This is a genomic window from Streptomyces sp. NPDC046862, from assembly GCF_040704615.1.
Taxonomy (GTDB): domain Bacteria; phylum Actinomycetota; class Actinomycetes; order Streptomycetales; family Streptomycetaceae; genus Streptomyces.
In genome coordinates this window covers 35,960-52,187 of record NZ_JBEYXP010000020.1, presented here as the reverse complement: position 1 = coordinate 52,187, position 16,228 = coordinate 35,960, and the positions used below count along the sequence as shown (strand labels likewise).

Annotated in this window: 12 protein-coding genes; 4 read left to right on the top strand and 8 right to left on the bottom strand. The window is 72.1% G+C overall.

What is annotated here, in order from left to right; genetic code table 11:
• Position 1: 1 nt before the first annotated feature.
• The 3 genes from AB0959_RS22780 to AB0959_RS22770 form a co-directional block, all read right to left on the bottom strand.
• Complete coding sequence (locus tag AB0959_RS22780; RefSeq protein WP_366828290.1) at positions 2-2,251, bottom strand: NHLP family bacteriocin export ABC transporter peptidase/permease/ATPase subunit; 2,250 nt, start codon at positions 2,249-2,251, stop codon at positions 2-4.
• Positions 2,248-3,054 carry an HlyD family efflux transporter periplasmic adaptor subunit gene (locus AB0959_RS22775; protein WP_366828289.1) on the bottom strand — a complete coding sequence of 269 codons (807 nt, stop codon included), beginning with the start codon at positions 3,052-3,054 and terminating at the stop codon, positions 2,248-2,250. Before AB0959_RS22775 ends, AB0959_RS22780 begins: the two co-directional genes overlap by 4 nt.
• A gap of 155 nt (positions 3,055-3,209) precedes the next feature.
• Complete coding sequence (locus tag AB0959_RS22770) at positions 3,210-3,425, bottom strand: type A2 lantipeptide (RefSeq protein ID WP_366828288.1); 216 nt, start codon at positions 3,423-3,425, stop codon at positions 3,210-3,212.
• Between the two features lie 980 nt (positions 3,426-4,405).
• Here AB0959_RS22770 and AB0959_RS22765 point away from each other — a divergent pair.
• The 3 genes from AB0959_RS22765 to AB0959_RS22755 all read left to right on the top strand — a co-directional run bounded on the left by AB0959_RS22765 (position 4,406) and on the right by AB0959_RS22755 (position 9,015).
• On the top strand, positions 4,406-5,848 hold the full coding sequence (locus tag AB0959_RS22765) for a S1 family peptidase (protein WP_366828287.1): 1,443 nt from the start codon (positions 4,406-4,408) through the stop codon (positions 5,846-5,848).
• Between the two features lie 185 nt (positions 5,849-6,033).
• Positions 6,034-8,496 (top strand): SpoIIE family protein phosphatase, encoded by a 2,463-nt coding sequence (locus AB0959_RS22760; protein ID WP_366828409.1) that lies wholly within the window; start codon positions 6,034-6,036, stop codon positions 8,494-8,496.
• Positions 8,497-8,508: 12 nt separating this feature from the next.
• The gene (locus tag AB0959_RS22755; protein ID WP_366828286.1) at positions 8,509-9,015 is read left to right on the top strand and encodes a metallophosphoesterase; all 507 of its coding nucleotides are present in this window, start codon (positions 8,509-8,511) and stop codon (positions 9,013-9,015) included.
• A gap of 34 nt (positions 9,016-9,049) precedes the next feature.
• Here the strand turns inward: AB0959_RS22755 and AB0959_RS22750 are convergent, their stop codons facing one another.
• Both AB0959_RS22750 and AB0959_RS22745 read right to left on the bottom strand, forming a co-directional pair.
• Complete coding sequence (locus AB0959_RS22750; protein WP_366828408.1) at positions 9,050-10,624, bottom strand: Na+/H+ antiporter; 1,575 nt, start codon at positions 10,622-10,624, stop codon at positions 9,050-9,052.
• A gap of 172 nt (positions 10,625-10,796) precedes the next feature.
• Complete coding sequence (locus AB0959_RS22745; RefSeq protein ID WP_366828284.1) at positions 10,797-11,582, bottom strand: VOC family protein; 786 nt, start codon at positions 11,580-11,582, stop codon at positions 10,797-10,799.
• Between the two features lie 315 nt (positions 11,583-11,897).
• Between AB0959_RS22745 and AB0959_RS22740 the strand changes: the two genes are divergently transcribed.
• Positions 11,898-13,187 (top strand): MFS transporter, encoded by a 1,290-nt coding sequence (locus AB0959_RS22740; RefSeq protein WP_366828283.1) that lies wholly within the window; start codon positions 11,898-11,900, stop codon positions 13,185-13,187.
• A 223-nt stretch (positions 13,188-13,410) separates the two neighbouring features.
• Here the strand turns inward: AB0959_RS22740 and AB0959_RS22735 are convergent, their stop codons facing one another.
• The 3 genes from AB0959_RS22735 to AB0959_RS22725 form a co-directional block, all read right to left on the bottom strand.
• Positions 13,411-14,430, bottom strand: coding sequence for an alcohol dehydrogenase catalytic domain-containing protein (locus AB0959_RS22735; RefSeq protein WP_366828282.1), 1,020 nt, complete (start codon positions 14,428-14,430; stop codon positions 13,411-13,413).
• An 11-nt stretch (positions 14,431-14,441) separates the two neighbouring features.
• Entirely contained in the window at positions 14,442-15,302 is an 861-nt protein-coding gene (locus AB0959_RS22730; RefSeq protein WP_366828281.1) for a fumarylacetoacetate hydrolase family protein, read from the bottom strand.
• A 66-nt stretch (positions 15,303-15,368) separates the two neighbouring features.
• On the bottom strand, positions 15,369-16,193 hold the full coding sequence (locus tag AB0959_RS22725) for an IclR family transcriptional regulator (protein WP_366828280.1): 825 nt from the start codon (positions 16,191-16,193) through the stop codon (positions 15,369-15,371).
• Between the last annotated feature and the right edge of the window lie 35 nt (positions 16,194-16,228).

The following is a 16,228-nucleotide window of genomic DNA, read 5'->3' as shown; positions in this document are numbered from 1 at the left end:
CTCACCGCTCCCTGACCAGCTGGGCGTACGCGCCGCCGTGCGCCACCAGCTCGTCGTGCCGGCCGCGTTCCACGATCGTGCCGTGGTCGAGGACGACGATCTCGTCGCTGTCGCGGACCGTGCTGAGGCGGTGCGCGATCACCACGCAGGCGCAGCCGCGCTTGCGCAGGTTGTCCATGACGACCAGTTCGGTCTCCGCGTCCAGCGCGCTCGTCACCTCGTCGAGGACCAGGATGCTGGGTCTGCGCACCAGGGCACGGGCGATCTCCAGGCGCTGGCGCTGTCCGCCGGAGAAGTTCCGCCCGTCCTGCTCGACCCGGCTGTGGATGCCGCCCGGCCTGCGCATCACGACGTCGTACAGCGCCGCGTCCTCCAGCGCGGCCACGACCGCGTCGTCCGGGATCGAGGGGTCCCACAGCGCCACGTTGTCGCGGACCGTGCCCTCGAAGAGGAACACGTCCTGGTCGACGAAGGACACCGAGGCGGCCAGCGCGCCGCGCGGGATGTCGTCCAAGCGCTGTCCGTCGATGCGGATCACGCCCTCCCACGGGGTGTAGAGGCCGGAGATCAGCCGGGAGACCGTCGACTTGCCGCTGCCCGAGCCGCCGACGAGAGCCACCTGCTGCCCGGGGCCGACCGTCAGGTCGAATCCCGTGAGCAGCGGCTTGTCGAGCGGGCTGTAGCCGAACGAGATGTTCTGCAGCTCGACGTGCCCCTGCAGCCGGCGCGTGGACTCCGCCCCCTCCCGGCGGGCGTACAGCGGGTCCGCCTGGAAGTTCTCCACGTCCTTCAGCCGGGCCACGTCGGCCGCGAAGTCCTGGATGCGGCCCGCGACGCCGTTCAGCCGGGTGAGCGGCGCGGTGAAGCGGGTCACCAGAGCCTGGAAGGCGACCAGCAGACCGACCGAGATGTGGCCCTCGACCGCCCGCATGCCGCCGATCCACAGGATCAGCGCGCTGTTCAGCGTGGCCAGCGTCGGCGCGACCACACCCAGCCAGGCGCTCGGCACCCCGAGGCGCTGCTGCTCCTCCAGGGTGGTGGCGTGCTGCCCGGCCCACTTGCGGAAGTAGCCGTCCTCGCCGCCGGTCGCCTTCATCGTCTCGATCAACTGCAGGCCGGTGTAAGCGGTGTTGGTGAGCCGGGCGCTGTCGGCACGCAGCTTCGCCGTTCGGGTCGCGCGCAGCTTGATGACCACCCGCATCGCCACCACGTTGAGCAGGGCCACGCCGATGCCCACGAAGGTGAGCTGCGGGTCGTAGGTGTAGAGCAGCACCGCGTAGAGCACGACCACGACCGCGTCCACGCCCGCCGCCGCGAGGTCACGGGCGAGCGTCTCGGCCACCGAGTCGTTCGACTGGAGCCGCTGGACCAGGTCGGCGGGGCTGCGCTGGGAGAAGAAGGTGACGGGCAGGCGCAGCAGATGGCGAAGGAAACGGGCGCTGGAGAGCGTCGAGGAGATGATGCGGCCACGCAGCAGGTTGGTCTGCTGGAGCCAGGTCAGCACGACCGTCAGTGCCACCGACGCGCCCATCGACGCGAACAGCACGCCCAGCAGGGAGGTCTGGCCGCCGATCAGGAACATGTCGATGTACGTGCGGCTCAGCGCGGGCACCGCCGCGCCCACCGCCACCAGCAGCAGGCTCGCCAGCACGGCGGCGGGCATGGTGCCCGAGGTGCCGCGCAGCCGGGCCGGCATCGCGCCGAGCACGCCCGGCCTGCGTCCGCCGCGCTGGAAGTCCGCGCCGGGCTCCATGACGAGGACGACCCCGGTGAAGCTGGAGTCGAAGTCCTCGATGGGCACGAACCGGCGGCCCTTGCCAGGGTCGTTGATGTGCACGCCACGGCGGCCGAAGCGGCGCCCCATGCCGTCGTAGACGACGTAGTGGTTGAACTCCCAGAACAGGATGGCCGGCGCCTTGACCTCGGCGAGCGCGGCCAGGTCCATCTGCATGCCCTTGGCGGTCAGGCCGTAACTCCGGGCCGCCTTGAGGAGGTTGCTGGCACGTGAGCCGTCGCGGGAGACACCGCAGGCGATGCGCAGCTCCTCCAGCGGGATGTGCCGCCCGTAGTGGCCGAGCACCATGGCGAGGGAGGCGGCACCGCACTCCACGGCCTCCATCTGGAGGACGGTCGGGGTGCGGACGGTCTTCTGCTTCCGCTTCGGCCTGGGCGCGGGGCGCTTCGGCGCCGCTTTCCTCCGGCCGCGTACGGGGGGTGGAGCGGTCTCCTGGGACGCGCTGGAGGGGCTCACGGCAGCAGCCAATCGATCGGACGCTGATCGGCCATGTGGATCGAACCCGTGGCCATGGTCATGGAGGTGAGCTTGTACGGCGGTCCGTCCTGCGAGGACCACTGGTAGCCGGACCTGGTGGCGGCCTCGGGATCCAGGCGCACCAGCACGGCCACCGGCCGGCCCTTCTTGGTGAACTGCTCGCCCAGCTGGCTGTCCCCGAGGAACGCGGTGATCGACTGCGGGGTCTGGGCGGCCCGGTCCACGGACTTCACATGGCCGCGCAGCACGCCGTACTCCTGCGTCGGCACCGACTGCACGGTGAGGTCCACCGAGGCGTTGTCGGGGATCGTGGCGGCGTTCTCGGCGGGCACGTACACGGTCGCGTACAGCGGGTCGTCGGCCCCCGCGACCTTCTCGACGGCCGCGACGTCGGCGCCGGTGGAGATGATCTGGCCGATCTGGGCGGCGAGCGCGGTGATCCGGCCCGCGGCGACGGTGCGTACGACGGTCTCGCCCTGCTCCGTACGGACCTTGAGGACGGGCGCCTTGGCGGGGAGCCGCTGCCCCTGCTTGGCGAGTACGGCGGTGACCTGGCCCGCGACGGGGCTCTGGAGGACGTAACTGCCCTGCCCGTGCGTCAGGATGGCGGGCGCGCTGACCGTGGAGGCGACCGATCCGGTCACGGCCCACACGGACGCGGCGGCCATGACGACCACCGTCACCGACAGCACCAGCCAGCCCTGGGGTCGGGCGAAGCGCACCGGGAGATCGAGCTCCTCGGGCGACTGCAGCTTGGCGAGGGCCTGTTGGCGGAACTGCACGGGACTTCCCTCACCTGCTCGGAAGGAGTTAGGCGCCCGCGCGCGACGGGAACGGGACGGGACGTACCGGGTCCTGTGCGGCGGACGGGTTTTACGGCAACCGAGAGCCCCGGAACCATGGCGTGGTTCCGGGACTCAGGTGCAACCAGGTGCGATCAGAGACCGGCAACCAGGCCGGTGACCGGGGCCGTGTTCAGGCCGGTGACGCCCTCGACGGTGCCGACGGCGGTGTCCAGGGTCGAGGACAGCGGGACGATGCCGTCCACGGCGCCCGTGACGCTGTTGACCGCGTTCACGGACAGACCGCCGGAAACGGTGTCGAGGTCGGCGTCCGAGATCTCGACGGTCTCAACCTGGGGGGTGGAGTTCATGTTGGAACTTCCCTTCGTATGGATATTCATAAGGGGGAGAGCGGCCCCCTTCTGGAACAGACGGTCGGCCGCGCCCCGCAGGCGCCGGCCCCGTCGGTTCCCCGGGGAACCTTCGGGCGGCTCCCGCGGTGCGATGGATCAAAGCACGGTCGCGCTCCGTGCTTCCAATCAACGGTGCACCTCACCAGGGAACTTGAGACCGCGACGCGTTCAACCGTGCAGGCTCGCACACGAGTCGGTGGCGACTTCTTCACACCAGGCGCGGCATCGTCGCATCCCCTTCGTTGCCACCGGGAAAACGAACAGGACACTCCCGACGCAATGACGCGCGACGCCCTGGGGGAGTGTGTCGATTCACCGCGTGCCGTGACTTGGTTGCGCAATCGATGTGGAGATTCGCTGAAGCCAGGATTCCGCTCCGCGTCGTGAACGGATCGCTACTGATCGGTAGCGGATCGTGTGGGGTGGGTCCGGAGTGCGCTCGGGGTGCTGATGTGACCGGAGTGAGACCGGGGTGGGGCGAACTCGGGACCGATGACGGTCATATGGGGGCCGGAATGCCGTCGGGGCATCTCGGTCATGACGTTCGCTTCCGTGACGGGGTGCTGGAACCAGGTGCAGCGGGCGGGGTGCGCGGCCGTCGCCGTGGGAGCGGGGGCGGCGCCCAGTGGGAGCCGCGATCGCGGTGCCGTGCCGGTCGCGGTCCTCGGCGCGTGCCCACGGAAGGTTGCCGTCCCTTTGTGCCGCCGTCGTCCCACAACCCGACGGTCACTCAACTTCTATGCGGAAAACCACAGTTCAGGGACCCGTGGGACGAAGTCGCCGGAAATGATCTTCTCTGTCCTGGCACGAGTCAGCGTTCTCAACTGATTCTTACGGTCGTTGAACACCCCACGCGACACGTGCGTATCAACAGGCATCCAGGCGCCCCAGTCACTGCCGGACGGTGGCCCTGGCCCCCGTCCCCAGGAGGTTCAGAGTTGAGTCACAAACGCACACCCAAGCGCAAGGCTGTCATCGCGGCAGGAAGCGTGGTGGCGCTCGGAGCGGCGGCACTTATCATCCCGAACGCCATGGCTGGGCAGTCGGACGACACGAAGGCCGCCCCCAAGACGTTCACGGCGTCCGACGTCCCGGACGTGGCCGGTCAGCTCGAAGAACTGCTCGGTGACGCGTTCGCTGGTTCGTACTACGACGGCGACAAGCAGCAGATCATCATCAACGTCGTCGGCGACAACAGCCAGGTGATCCAGCAGATCGAGTCCGCGGGTGCCGTTCCGAACGAGGTGGAGAACAGCACCGAGGCGATCAAGGCCGCCGAGAAGACGCTGAAGGCGGACGCGTCGATCCCGGGCACCGCCTGGGCCGTCGACCCGAAGACCAACGAGATCCGGGTCACCGCCGACTCCACCGTCACCGGTGCCACGTGGGACAAGGTGCAGTCGACGGTCAAGTCCCTCGGTGAGGGCATGGCCACCGTCAAGAAGTCCGCGGGCACCTTCAAGACGTTCGCCGAGGGCGGCGACGCCATCTTCGGCGGCGGCGCGCGCTGCTCGCTCGGCTTCAACGTCACCAACGCCGAGGGCAACCCGGCGTTCCTGACCGCCGGTCACTGCGGTGTCGCCGCGGCCGAATGGTCGGAGGAGGAGAACGGCGCGCCGATCGGCACCGTCGACGCGCAGACGGCCACCTTCCCCGGCGACGGCGACTTCGCGCTGGTCAACTACGACGACCCGGCCACCGAGGCGGCCAGCACCGTGGACACCGGCGACGGCAACCAGGTGGAGATAACCCAGGCCGCGGAGGCCGCGGTCGGCCAGGCGGTCACCCGCATGGGCTCCACCACCGGCCTCAACGAGGGCGAGGTCACGGGCCTCAACGCCACGGTCAACTACCCGGAGGGCACGGTCACCGGGCTCATCCAGACCAACGTCTGCGCCGAGCCGGGCGACAGCGGTGGCTCCCTGTTCACCGCGGACGGCAGCGCCATCGGCCTGACCTCCGGCGGCAGCGGCGACTGCACCGCCGGCGGCGAGACGTTCTTCCAGCCGGTCACCACCGCTCTGGAGGCCACGGGCGCGACCCTCGGTGACGGCGGTGCGGCCGGCGGCGGTGACGCCGGTGCCGGCGGCGAGGAAGCCGGCGCCGGTGGTGCCGGTGCTGGTGACGAGGCCGGCGCCGGTGCCGGTGAGGAAGCGGGTGCCGGTGGTGCCGGTGCTGGTGACGAGGCCGGTGCGGGCCAGGAAGCCGGTGCGGGCGAGGAGGCCGGTGCCGGTCAGGACGCCGGTGCCGGTCAGGAGCAGCAGGGCGCCGGCGACGAGCAGCAGGGTGCTGGCAATGAGCAGCAGGGCGTCGGCAACGAGCAGGCCGGCCAGGAAGTGGAGGTCGAGGACGGTGGCGGCATCAGCGTCACCAACCCCTGATCCCTATCCCGGCCTCATGAGCCGCTGACCCGGCCGTATCCAGCGGTTCCGACCGGGCAGCGCAACGGTCCGGCCCTCCGGCGGGAGGGCCGGACCGTTCTGTGTCACCGGAGGCACCGGAACTGTCACAAGGGCTGCGCAGCCGCCCGGGAAGCGCTCTAATTGCGGACGTGGTGGGTGAGGACATGGTGGGGCGCGGAACGAGAACGCCGCGCGCCGAACTCGCCCTTCAGGCCCTGACCGCCGAAACCGACCCTCCTCCGAGTTCCCGGCTGCGCTCGACCAGGGGAGACCCTCACGGGCGACTGCGCTCCGTCCTCGAACTGGCGCTCGCCTACACGAGCGCGACCGTCGCCGCCGTGTACACCCCGGACGACGACGGCGACCTGCTGCGTCTGGTCGAGTCGGCCGGAGTGCCCGGAAAGCTGTACGGACTGCGCGACAGCTATCCCGCGTCCGGAGCGTCCCCCGTGGCCGAGGCCTGCCGCGCCGGTGACTCCCTGTGGCTGACGTCCGCGGAACTCGGACAGGACGCCGATGTCCGGCGCACGGGGGCCGGGGTCTTCTCGCTGGGGGTGCTGCCGCTGGGAGACCGCTGTTGCCTCCTCGCCGTCAGCGAGGGCGCGGACGGCTTCGACACCGAGGAGCGGGAGTGCCTCGTCCCGCTCGCCGAGGCGGCCTCCGGCGCCATCGCGGGCCCGCGCCCCGCACCGGGCGCCTCGTTCGGCCTGGACATGGGCACCGGGAAGGTCACCGTCGACGACGAGGTGCCGGCCCTGTTCGGGCTGCGCCCCGAGGACTTCGACGGCCGGGTCGAGACCCTGCTCGCCAGGGCCGTGCCGGAGGACCTGCCCTCCCTCATGTCCATGGTCGAGTCGGAGCCGGTGTCCCTCGGCGACCGCGAACTGGAGTTCCGAGTCCTGCAGCCGTCCGGCGAGCCCACGTGGCTGCGGCTGCGCGCCCGGCTGCTGCCCGCGACGGAGGACCACGCGGCCCGCCTCGTGGGCACCCTCGCCGACGCCTCCACCCTGCGCTCCGGACGCACCGACGTGGCCCGCGTCCAGCGCCTCGCCTCCGCACTCGCCACCGCCGGTACCGTCCGTGACGTCAGCCAGGCCGTGGTCGCCGCCCTCCGCAAACCCCTCCAGGCCGACCGCATAGCCCTCGCCGAACTGGAGGGCGACCGCCTCGTCGTCACCGTCCTCGACCCGCCCGATCCCGAGGCCTGGCCCGAACTGTGGCGCCTGGAATGGCGCTCGGAGTGGCCCGACGCACCCGTACGCGCCATGCCGACGCTCGCCGCGGCCCTCCGTGAGGGACGCGCCGCGATCTGGCCCGCCGGGACCGCCCTGGAACCCGCGCTCGCCGACGTCGGCCCCGGCGGCCTCGCCGTCCTCCCGCTGCCCGCCGGCGACCGCATGGCCGGGGCCTGCCTCATCGGCTGGGACAGCCCGCACGACTTCGGCCCCGACGAGCGCGCCCTGCTGACCGCGTCCGCGGGCCTCGCCGGACAGGCCCTGATGCGCGCCCACGCCCTCGACGCCGAACACGAACTGGTCGGCATGCTCCAGCGCAGCCTGCTTCCCCGCAGGCTGCCCCCGCTGCCGGGCGCGGTGGCCGTCGCCCGCTACCTTCCCACCACGGCGGGCCTGGAGGTCGGCGGCGACTGGTACGACGTGATCCCGCTGCCCGACCACCACGTCGCCCTCGTCATCGGCGACGTCCAGGGACACAACGCCGGTGCGGCCACCCTCATGGGCCAGATGCGCACCGCCCTGCGCGCCTACGCCGTGGAGGGACACCCACCCGACGTGGTGGTCTCCCACGCCAACCGGCTCCTGATGGACATGGAGACCGACCTCTTCACCACCTGCTGCTACGTGGACGTCGACATGGAGGAGGGCTCCGCCTGGTGCGTCCGCGCCGGACACCTGCCCCCGGTCCTGCGCCACCCGGACGGCACCACCGAGATCGTCGAGTCGGAGGGCGGCCCACCGCTCGGCGTCCTCACCCAGGCCGACTTCCCCATGACCCCGCTGAGCCTGCCGCCCGGCACCGTGCTCGCTCTGACCACGGACGGCCTCGTCGAGTCGGCCGACACCGACGTCGAGGACGGACTCGACCGGCTCGCCGGGGACCTGGCCGGCGCCGACCCCGCGAACCTGGGGCTCGTGGCCGACGCGCTGCTCGGCGGCGCCAACCGCGCCGACGACGTGGCGCTGCTCCTCATGCGCTACGACGGCATGGACCTGCGACCGCTCCGGGAGACCTGGACCGTGTGGCGGGTCCCCCAGGCCGTCGGGCACGCCCGCCGCTTCACCCGGCGCACCCTGCGCGCCTGGGGTGTGCGCTTCGAGGCGGACGCCATACTCCTCGCGGTCTCCGAACTCGTCACCAACGCGCTCGTCCACACCGACGGCCAAGTCCGCCTCGACCTCACGCTCGTCGACAACCGCCTGCGCATCGCCGTCGCCGACGCCTCCCCGCGCACCCCGGTCAGACCGACCAGCATGGCCTGGGAGGCGACCGGCGGCCGAGGCATCCTCCTCGTCGAGGCCATGTCGTCGGCCTGGGGGACCGTACCGGCCGGCGGCGGCAAGCAGGTGTGGGCCGAGATCCCCATCCGGGAGGACCCCCGCCTCGCATGACACCCTGAAGACGTGCGTCTGCTCCTGATGTCCGACACCCACCTCCCCAAGCGCGCGGGGGCCCTGCCCGCGCCGCTCCTCGACGAAATCCCGCGCGCCGACGTGGTCGTGCACGCCGGCGACTGGGTGGACACCGCCACGCTCGACCTGCTGGAGAGCCGGGCCCGCCGTCTGGTCGGCGTGTACGGCAACAACGACGGCCCGCCCCTGCGCGCCCGGCTCCCCGAGGTGGCGTACGCCGACCTCGGCGGCCTGCGCCTCGGCGTCATCCACGAGACGGGCCCCGCCCAGGGCCGCGAACGCCGCTGCGCCGCACGCTTCCCCGACCTCGACATCCTCGTCTTCGGCCACAGCCACATCCCCTGGGACACCACCACGGACACCGGCCTGCGCCTGCTCAACCCCGGCTCACCGACCGACCGCCGACGCCAGCCCCACTGCACGTACATGACGGCCCTGGTGACGGACGGCCGGCTCGAAGAGGTGCGGCTGCATCGTCTGCCCCCGAGGACCACCTGACCGCCCGGCAGAGGGGACGGCCCCACTGGTTCCGTCAGACGTCCGTCAGCCGCGCCTCCTCCAGGTCGAGTGAGCGCTGCAGGCGGCGGCGCGTGGTGTCGCTGATGGTGTGGTCGTCGTAGAGGCGCTGCAGCTCGACCGTCTCCACGGTGATCAGGTCACGGCGCAGCTGGCGGTAGACCCGGTCGGCGGACTTGGTGGAGGCTCCGTCGCCGTTCTGCTCCGTGAGGCGGTCGCGGGCGTCGTCCAGACGGGCGGTCAGGCCACGGCGGAGCCGGTCGAGGACCACGTCCGGTACGACCTCCAGCTCCGCGAGCTCGTCCAGACGGGCGAGCCCGGCGTTGGCGAGGTGGGAGCGGGCCTCGGCCTCCTCGCGCGCGGTGTGGGCGGGTTCCAGGGCGATGCCGGAGCGGCGCACGACCGGGGCCAGGGTGAAGCCCTGGACGACGAGCGTGACGACCACGACCGAGGTGGTCAGGACCAGCACCAGCGGCCGGTCGGCGAGAGACGAGCCGTCCTTCATGACCTCCGGGACGGACAGGGCGGCGGCCAGCGGCATCACCCCTCGGGTGCCCGCCCAGGTCAGCACCAGCGGCACCCGCCAGTTCACGCGGCCGATCCCGCCCTTGCGCTGGACGACCGCCGACAGGGGCGCGAGCCACAGCATGCGTACGGCGACGAGGGTGGCGGCGATGGCGAGGGCGTACAGCGGCCAGGCCCCGTCGCCGTCGTCCAGGGCCCGCACCTGGGCGGGCAGGGCCAGCCCGATGAGGCTGAACACCACGCTCTCCAGGAGGAAGACCACGGTGCCGTAGACGGCGTGGAGCTGAAGGCGGATGCGGGCGTTGGTGAGCTGCTCGCCCCGGCCGCCGAGGACCACGCCGGCGACCACACAGGACGTCACTCCTGAGGTGTGCGCGGCCTCGGCCAGCAGGTAGGCGGCGTATGGGGTGACCAGCGCGATCACCGTCTCCAGGACCGGGTCCTCGGTGCGGCGCCGGATCAGGGCGATCGCGCCGGCCACCGCGGCCCCGATCACGGTGCCGCCGCCCGCGAGGAGCAGGAACTCTCCTCCCGCGGCCCCCCAGTTCGCGGCGGCGGAGGCCACGGCGACACCCGCCGCCACCCGCACCAGCACCAGCGAGGTCGCGTCGTTGAACAGGCTCTCCGCCTGCACCAGGACCTGGACCCTGGGCGGCAGGGCGAGCCGCCGGCCGAGCGCGGTGACGGCCACCGGGTCGGTGCTGGCCAGCACCGCGCCCAGGACGAACGCCATCTGCCACGACAGGGGCGTCAGCAGCGCCGCCACCGCGCCGACGGCGGCAGCCGAGGCGAGCACCAGCCCGATCGCGAGGATGCCGACCGGTTTCCACACCGCCCTCAGCTCCCGCCAGGACATGTCCTCGGCGCTCGCGTACAGCAGCGGCGGCAGTACCACCAGCCCGATGATCTCGGGGCTGATCTCGATCCGCGGGGTGCCCGGCAGCAGCGCCACACCGAGGCCCGCGACCACGAGCAGGGAGGGGGCGGGGATGCGCCACCGGCGAGCGAACGTCGCGACCAGCGTGGCGAGCACCACGAGAGCGAGAACCGTACCGACGCCGCGCATGCCGTCCCCCTGGGGCCACGTGGAAGCCACCCTGACTCCCCGCCGACCAGACTTCCCGGCACACCGGCTTCACCTTAACCGGTCCGGGCGCGTCAAAGCAGTGTCAAGGTCCCGACGACCACCGCCGGGGAAGCGCCAAAGGAACGTCCCCGCCCCGTGCCGTCGCTTCCGCCTACTCCTGCCGTGGGTTCGGCTTGAGCACGGCGAAGACCGCGCCCGAGGTGTCCGCCAGCCACGCGATCCTGCCGACGTCCGGCACGTCGGACGCCGGCATCAGCACCGAGCCGCCGTTCTCCCGCGCCCTGCGCACGATGTCGTCCGCGTCCGCGACGGCGAAGTACGGAATCCAGCTCGCCCCGTGGCCGCCCTCCTGGAGCGGGGCGGCCCCGCCGAAGGACGTGGCCTGCTGGTCGCCCTCCTTGAGACTGAGCACGCGGTACGTCATCCCGGGCGCCTGCATCTCCTCCGCGCGCCAGCCGAAGAGGCCGCGGTAGAACTCGATTCCGGCCACCGGGTCGGGTACGTGGAGCTCCACCCACAGCAGGGCGTTGTCCTCGGACGTCCTGTCCAGCCCACCCGGCGTCGTGCCCGGCTGCAGCACCGCGAACCGGGCCCCCTGCTGGTCGGTGAACTGGGCCATCCACCCCTCGCCCATGACGTCCGTGGGTGCCACCCGCACCGTTCCGCCGCCCCGCTCGACGGCATCGGCGGTGACCCGGGCGTTGTCGGTCCGGAAGTACACCGTCCAGGCGGGGCTCGCGCCCTCCTCGGTGAGCGGGCCCAGAGCGGCGACGGTGCTGCCGTCCTTCTGGAAGAACCCGTACCCACCGGCCTCGGGCCCCGCGGAGACGAACCGCCAGCCGAAGACGCCGCCGTAGAAGGCGGTCGCCTCCTTGGTGTCCGGACTGCCGAGGTCGATCCAGCAGGGTGATCCATGGGTGAAGTCTGTGCCGAGCATGCGCGCCTCCTGCGGCCCCGCGGGGCCGTCGCTCCGAAGCCCTCTACGAACCCGCAACGATGCCCACGCCCGCCCGTTCTGCCGCGGCGCACGGCACGGCGGGCCGCCGGAATCACACTCCGGGGTGACGCTCGTCATCCAGGTGAATCAGCTGCCGCACACCCCCCGCCGCACCGCGTGTCCCCGTCGGCCGGTCCCGGACCCCGGACACAATGTCAGCCTCGGCCGGGCCTCGCCGGACGGGCCGTGTCAGGGCCCCGGCGCCGACTCCGGCGGCCCCACGGCCCACCCCGCCGACGGCCTACGAGACGTGAGATGCGACCCGACCACATCAGACGCGCCCTCGCCACCGCCTTCCTGTCCCTGCGGGTGCGGAACTTCAGGCTCTTCACGGTGGGACAAGTGGTGTCCGTCTCGGGCACCTGGATGATGGTGGTGGCCCAGGACTGGCTCGTGCTGTCCCTGACCCGGGACTCCGGCACCGCGCTGGGCCTGGTCACAGCGCTGCAGTTCACGCCCGTGCTCCTGCTGACACTGCACGGCGGGCGGCTCGCCGACCGCTTCGACAAGCGGCGCCTGCTGACCGTGGCGAACCTCGTGTCGGCCCTGCTGGCGCTCCTGCTCGGCGCCCTGATCCTGGCCGGCCGGGCGCAGCTGTGGCACGTGTGCCTGTGCGCGCTGGGGCTGGGCGTGGTCAACGCCGTCGAGGCGCCGACCCGCATCGCCTTCGTGAGTGAGATGGTCGGCGCGGAACTCCTGCCGAACGCGTCCGCTCTGAGCGCCGCGTACTTCAACACCGCCCGGATCGTGGGCCCGGCACTCGCCGGACTTCTCCTCAGCGTGTTCGACACCGGTGCCGTGATGCTGCTCAACGCGGTGAGCTATCTCGCGACCGTGGCGGCGCTGTCCCGCATGCGGCCGGAGGAACTCCACCGTGCCGAGGGGACACCGGAACGCGCCCGGGTGGTCGACGGGCTGCGCTATCTGTCGGCCCGGCGGGACCTGGTCATGCCGTTGGCGCTCCTGGTGATCATCGGGACATTCGGGTTCAACTTCCAGCTGACGCTGCCCCTGATCGCGAAGACCGAGTTCCATGCCGACGCGGGGTCCTTCGGGCTGCTCACGGTCGCGCTGGCCGTCGGCTCGCTCTTCGCCGCGTTCGCCACCACCGCACGCCGCGGGCGCCCCTCGACCCGTACGGTCCTGGTGGCGGCCCTCGTCTTCGGCGCGCTGGAGGCCGCGGCGGGGTGCGCGCCCACGTTCGCCGCCGCGGTGGTCCTCCTCGTGCCCACCGGCTTCGCCACCGTCTGGTTCGCCCAGGCGACCAACCACCGGGTACAGCTCGGCACCGATCCGCGGTACCGCGGTCGCGTCATGGCCCTGTACACGCTGATCCTCCAGGGCTCCACTCCGCTGGGTGCCCTGTTCGTCGGCCGGCTCGCCGAGGAGGCGGGCGCGCGTTCGGGGCTCTGGGTGGGAGGGCTCGCCTCACTGGCCGCGGGTCTCGTCGCCGTCGCCGTGGAGAGGGGACGGCGCGGGCGGGGCACGGCCGAACCGGACCCGCGAGAGACCGACCCGCGGCGACGGACGTCCGCGACCCAGTGAACCGGCGGCGTGGGACGTCGCCACGTGGTACGTCGCTAGGCCGCGGCGCGCGCCCGCGGTGAGGGTGCGACGGCGCCATCAGCGCGTGGGCGGGCGGATGCCGAGCGAGGATCGCCGCAGACCGCCGCCGCTTCCGAGGCTCGCCGCAGACCGCCGCCGCTGCGGACAGTCGCCGCGGACCGCGCCCGTGGCGAGGGTCGGCGCCTGCGCGGACGGCCCGCCCTCACCCGCCCGCGTGGGGACTCACATGGATCTTGGGGCCGGGGCCGGCCCCTGCCGGGCGTTCGCCGGCGAGGACGGGGCCCACCTCGTCCAGACCCACGGTGGCGGCGACGAGCGGCCTGGGGTCGACCGATCCGGCGGCGTACGCCTGGATGGTGGCGTCCAGGCCGGGGGAGGCGGACAGGACGCCGACCGCGGTGACGTCCTTGAGGGCGAGCGTGCGGGTGTCGATGCGGCTGGGCCCGCCGGCCAGCCCGACGTACACGACGCGTCCGGCCGGCTCGACCAACTCCAGGGCCCGGTTGGGCAGATGGGCCGCGTTCGAGGCGTCGACGACCGCGTCGAACGGCAGGTCCGGAACGGTGTCCTCCGTCCACGCGTGCGCGAAGCCCAGGGAACGGGCGAAGACGAGGGAGCCTTCAAGGGCGCCCATGAGGTGGACGTCCGCACCGGCGGCGCGGAGGAACATCGCGACCAGCAGCCCGATCGTTCCCGGGCCGAGGACCAGAACGCGGTCCCCGGGGAGTGGTGCGGCGGCCTGCGCCGCGCGCAGCGCGTTGCCGCCCGGCTCCACGAGCGCGCCGAGCACGGCGTCGACGGAGTCGGGCAGGGTGTGCAACGAGGAGGCGGGTACGGCGAGTTGCTCCGCCAGGGCGCCGGCCCGGCCACCACGGATGCCGACCTCCTGCCGCCGCTCGCACACGTGCTGATGATCGCGCAGACAACGGCGGCAGGTGCCGCAGCCGAGCATCGTGTCCCCCATGACCCGGCGGCCGAGCCAGACGGGGTCGACGCCGTCCCCGACCGCCGTCACACGGCCGGACCACTCATGACCGGGGCGCATCGGGTAGAGGGAGTGCCCTTGGTGGAGGTAGGCCATCTCGCCCGTGAAGAACTCCATGTCGGTGCCGCACACGCCGACCCGCTCGACGTCGACGACGACTTCGCCGGGGCCGGCCACCGGCGCCGGGAGGTCCTGGACCTCGTAGGCGCCGGGGGCGGTCAGTACGAACGCGCGCACGAAAGGGCTGCTCAACGGGGCCCGAGGACGTGCTGGCGCTGGGTGCCGAGGTGCTTGATGCCCAGCTCCATCACGTCACCCGGCTGGAGATACACGGGCGGGGTGAGGCCCATGCCGACGCCGGGCGGCGTGCCCGTGTTGATCAGGTCGCCGGGTTCCAGGACGAGGAACTGGCTGAGGTAGTGCACGATGAAGTACGGGTCGAAGATCATCGTCTTGGTGCTGCCGGTCTGCCGGCGCACCCCGTTGACGTCGAGCCACATGTCGAGGGCGAGGACGTCGTCGATCTCGTCGGTGGTGGCGAGCCACGGCCCGGCGGGGTTGAAGGTCTCGGCGGACTTGCCCTTGGCCCACTGCCCGCCCCGCTCCAGCTGGAAGGCGCGCTCGCTGACGTCGTTGACGACGACGTACCCGGCGATGGCGTCGCGTGCCGCCTCCACCGAGCCCAGGTAGCTGGTGCGGCGGCCGATCACTATGCCGAGTTCCACCTCCCAGTCGGTCTTGGTGGACCCACGCGGGACGCGCACGTCGTCATCGGGGCCGACCAGGGTGTTGGGCGACTTGGTGAACAGGATCGGCTCGTCGGGGACGGGCATGCCGCTCTCGGCCGCGTGGTCGCGGTAGTTGAGCCCGATGCACAGGATCTGGTGCGGGCGGGCGACGGGGGCACCGACGCGCTCCCCGGCGAAGCGGGACACGCGGCCCGCCTCCGCTCGCTCGGTCACGAGGGGGCGTACGCGGTCGAGTCCGCCCGACCCGAAGAACGCCTCGTCGAAGTCGGTGACGACGTCGGAGAGGTCGACGTACGTCTCGTCGTCGATGCGGGCGACGGGCTTCTCGGCGCCGGGGGCACCGATGCGCATGAGGTACACGGGTCTTTCTCCAGGTCGGTCGGCGGGGTGACTGTGACGGGTGAGAGAAGAGGGGGCGGCGGGGCCTCAGCGATGTGGCTCACCGAGGGGGCCGAGGAGCACGCGGATCTCGTCGAGCGCGTCGACCAGGGTCGCGACGGGCGTCCGGTAGGCCAGCGCACTGATGCTCACGGCTCCCGAGGGCGTGGCCGGCGAGGTGAGGTACACCGGCAGGGCGAGGCAGTTGACCCCCTTCTCGTTCTCCTGGTCGTCGACGCCGTAACCCCGTTCGCGTGTGGCCGTCAGGTCCCCGTGCAGATCGGCGGGCGTGCACCGGGTCCATGACGTCCGGCGCTCCAGCGGGGACTGGCCGACCCATGCCTCGACCTCCTCCAGGGAAGTGAGCCGCCGGGTGAGCAGCAGCTTGCCGACGGCGGTCGTGTGGGCGGGGTTGCGGCCGCCGATCGCCGACGTCAGCCGTACGGCACCGGTGGGAGGGTCGACCTTGGCACGGTAGACGACCTCGTGGCCGTCGAGCACCGCGTAGTGCGCGGTCTCGCCGAACCGGTGCGCCAGTGCCTCGAGTACGGGACGGATCCGGACGTGGTCGGGACGGGCCTCGTGGTGGGCGAACGCCATGCGCAGGAACTCGTCGCCGAGCACATAGCGACCGTGGGCGTCCTGATCGGCCAGGCCGGCACGGCGCAGCGCACCGAGCGCACGGTGCACGGTCGGCTTGGGACTGCCGATCACGCGGGTCAGCTCTTCCAGCCCCACACCGTCGGGATACCGGGACAGCTCCTTGAGAACCGCGAGGACCCGGTCGGAGCCCACGAGACGCTCGTTGCCGGCTCCTGGCGCGCCGTCCTCGCCGGGGTCTGTCGATCCGCCGGAGGTCTGCGTACGCTTCATGACGTTCCGAACAGTAGACCGCCGTACCGACTATT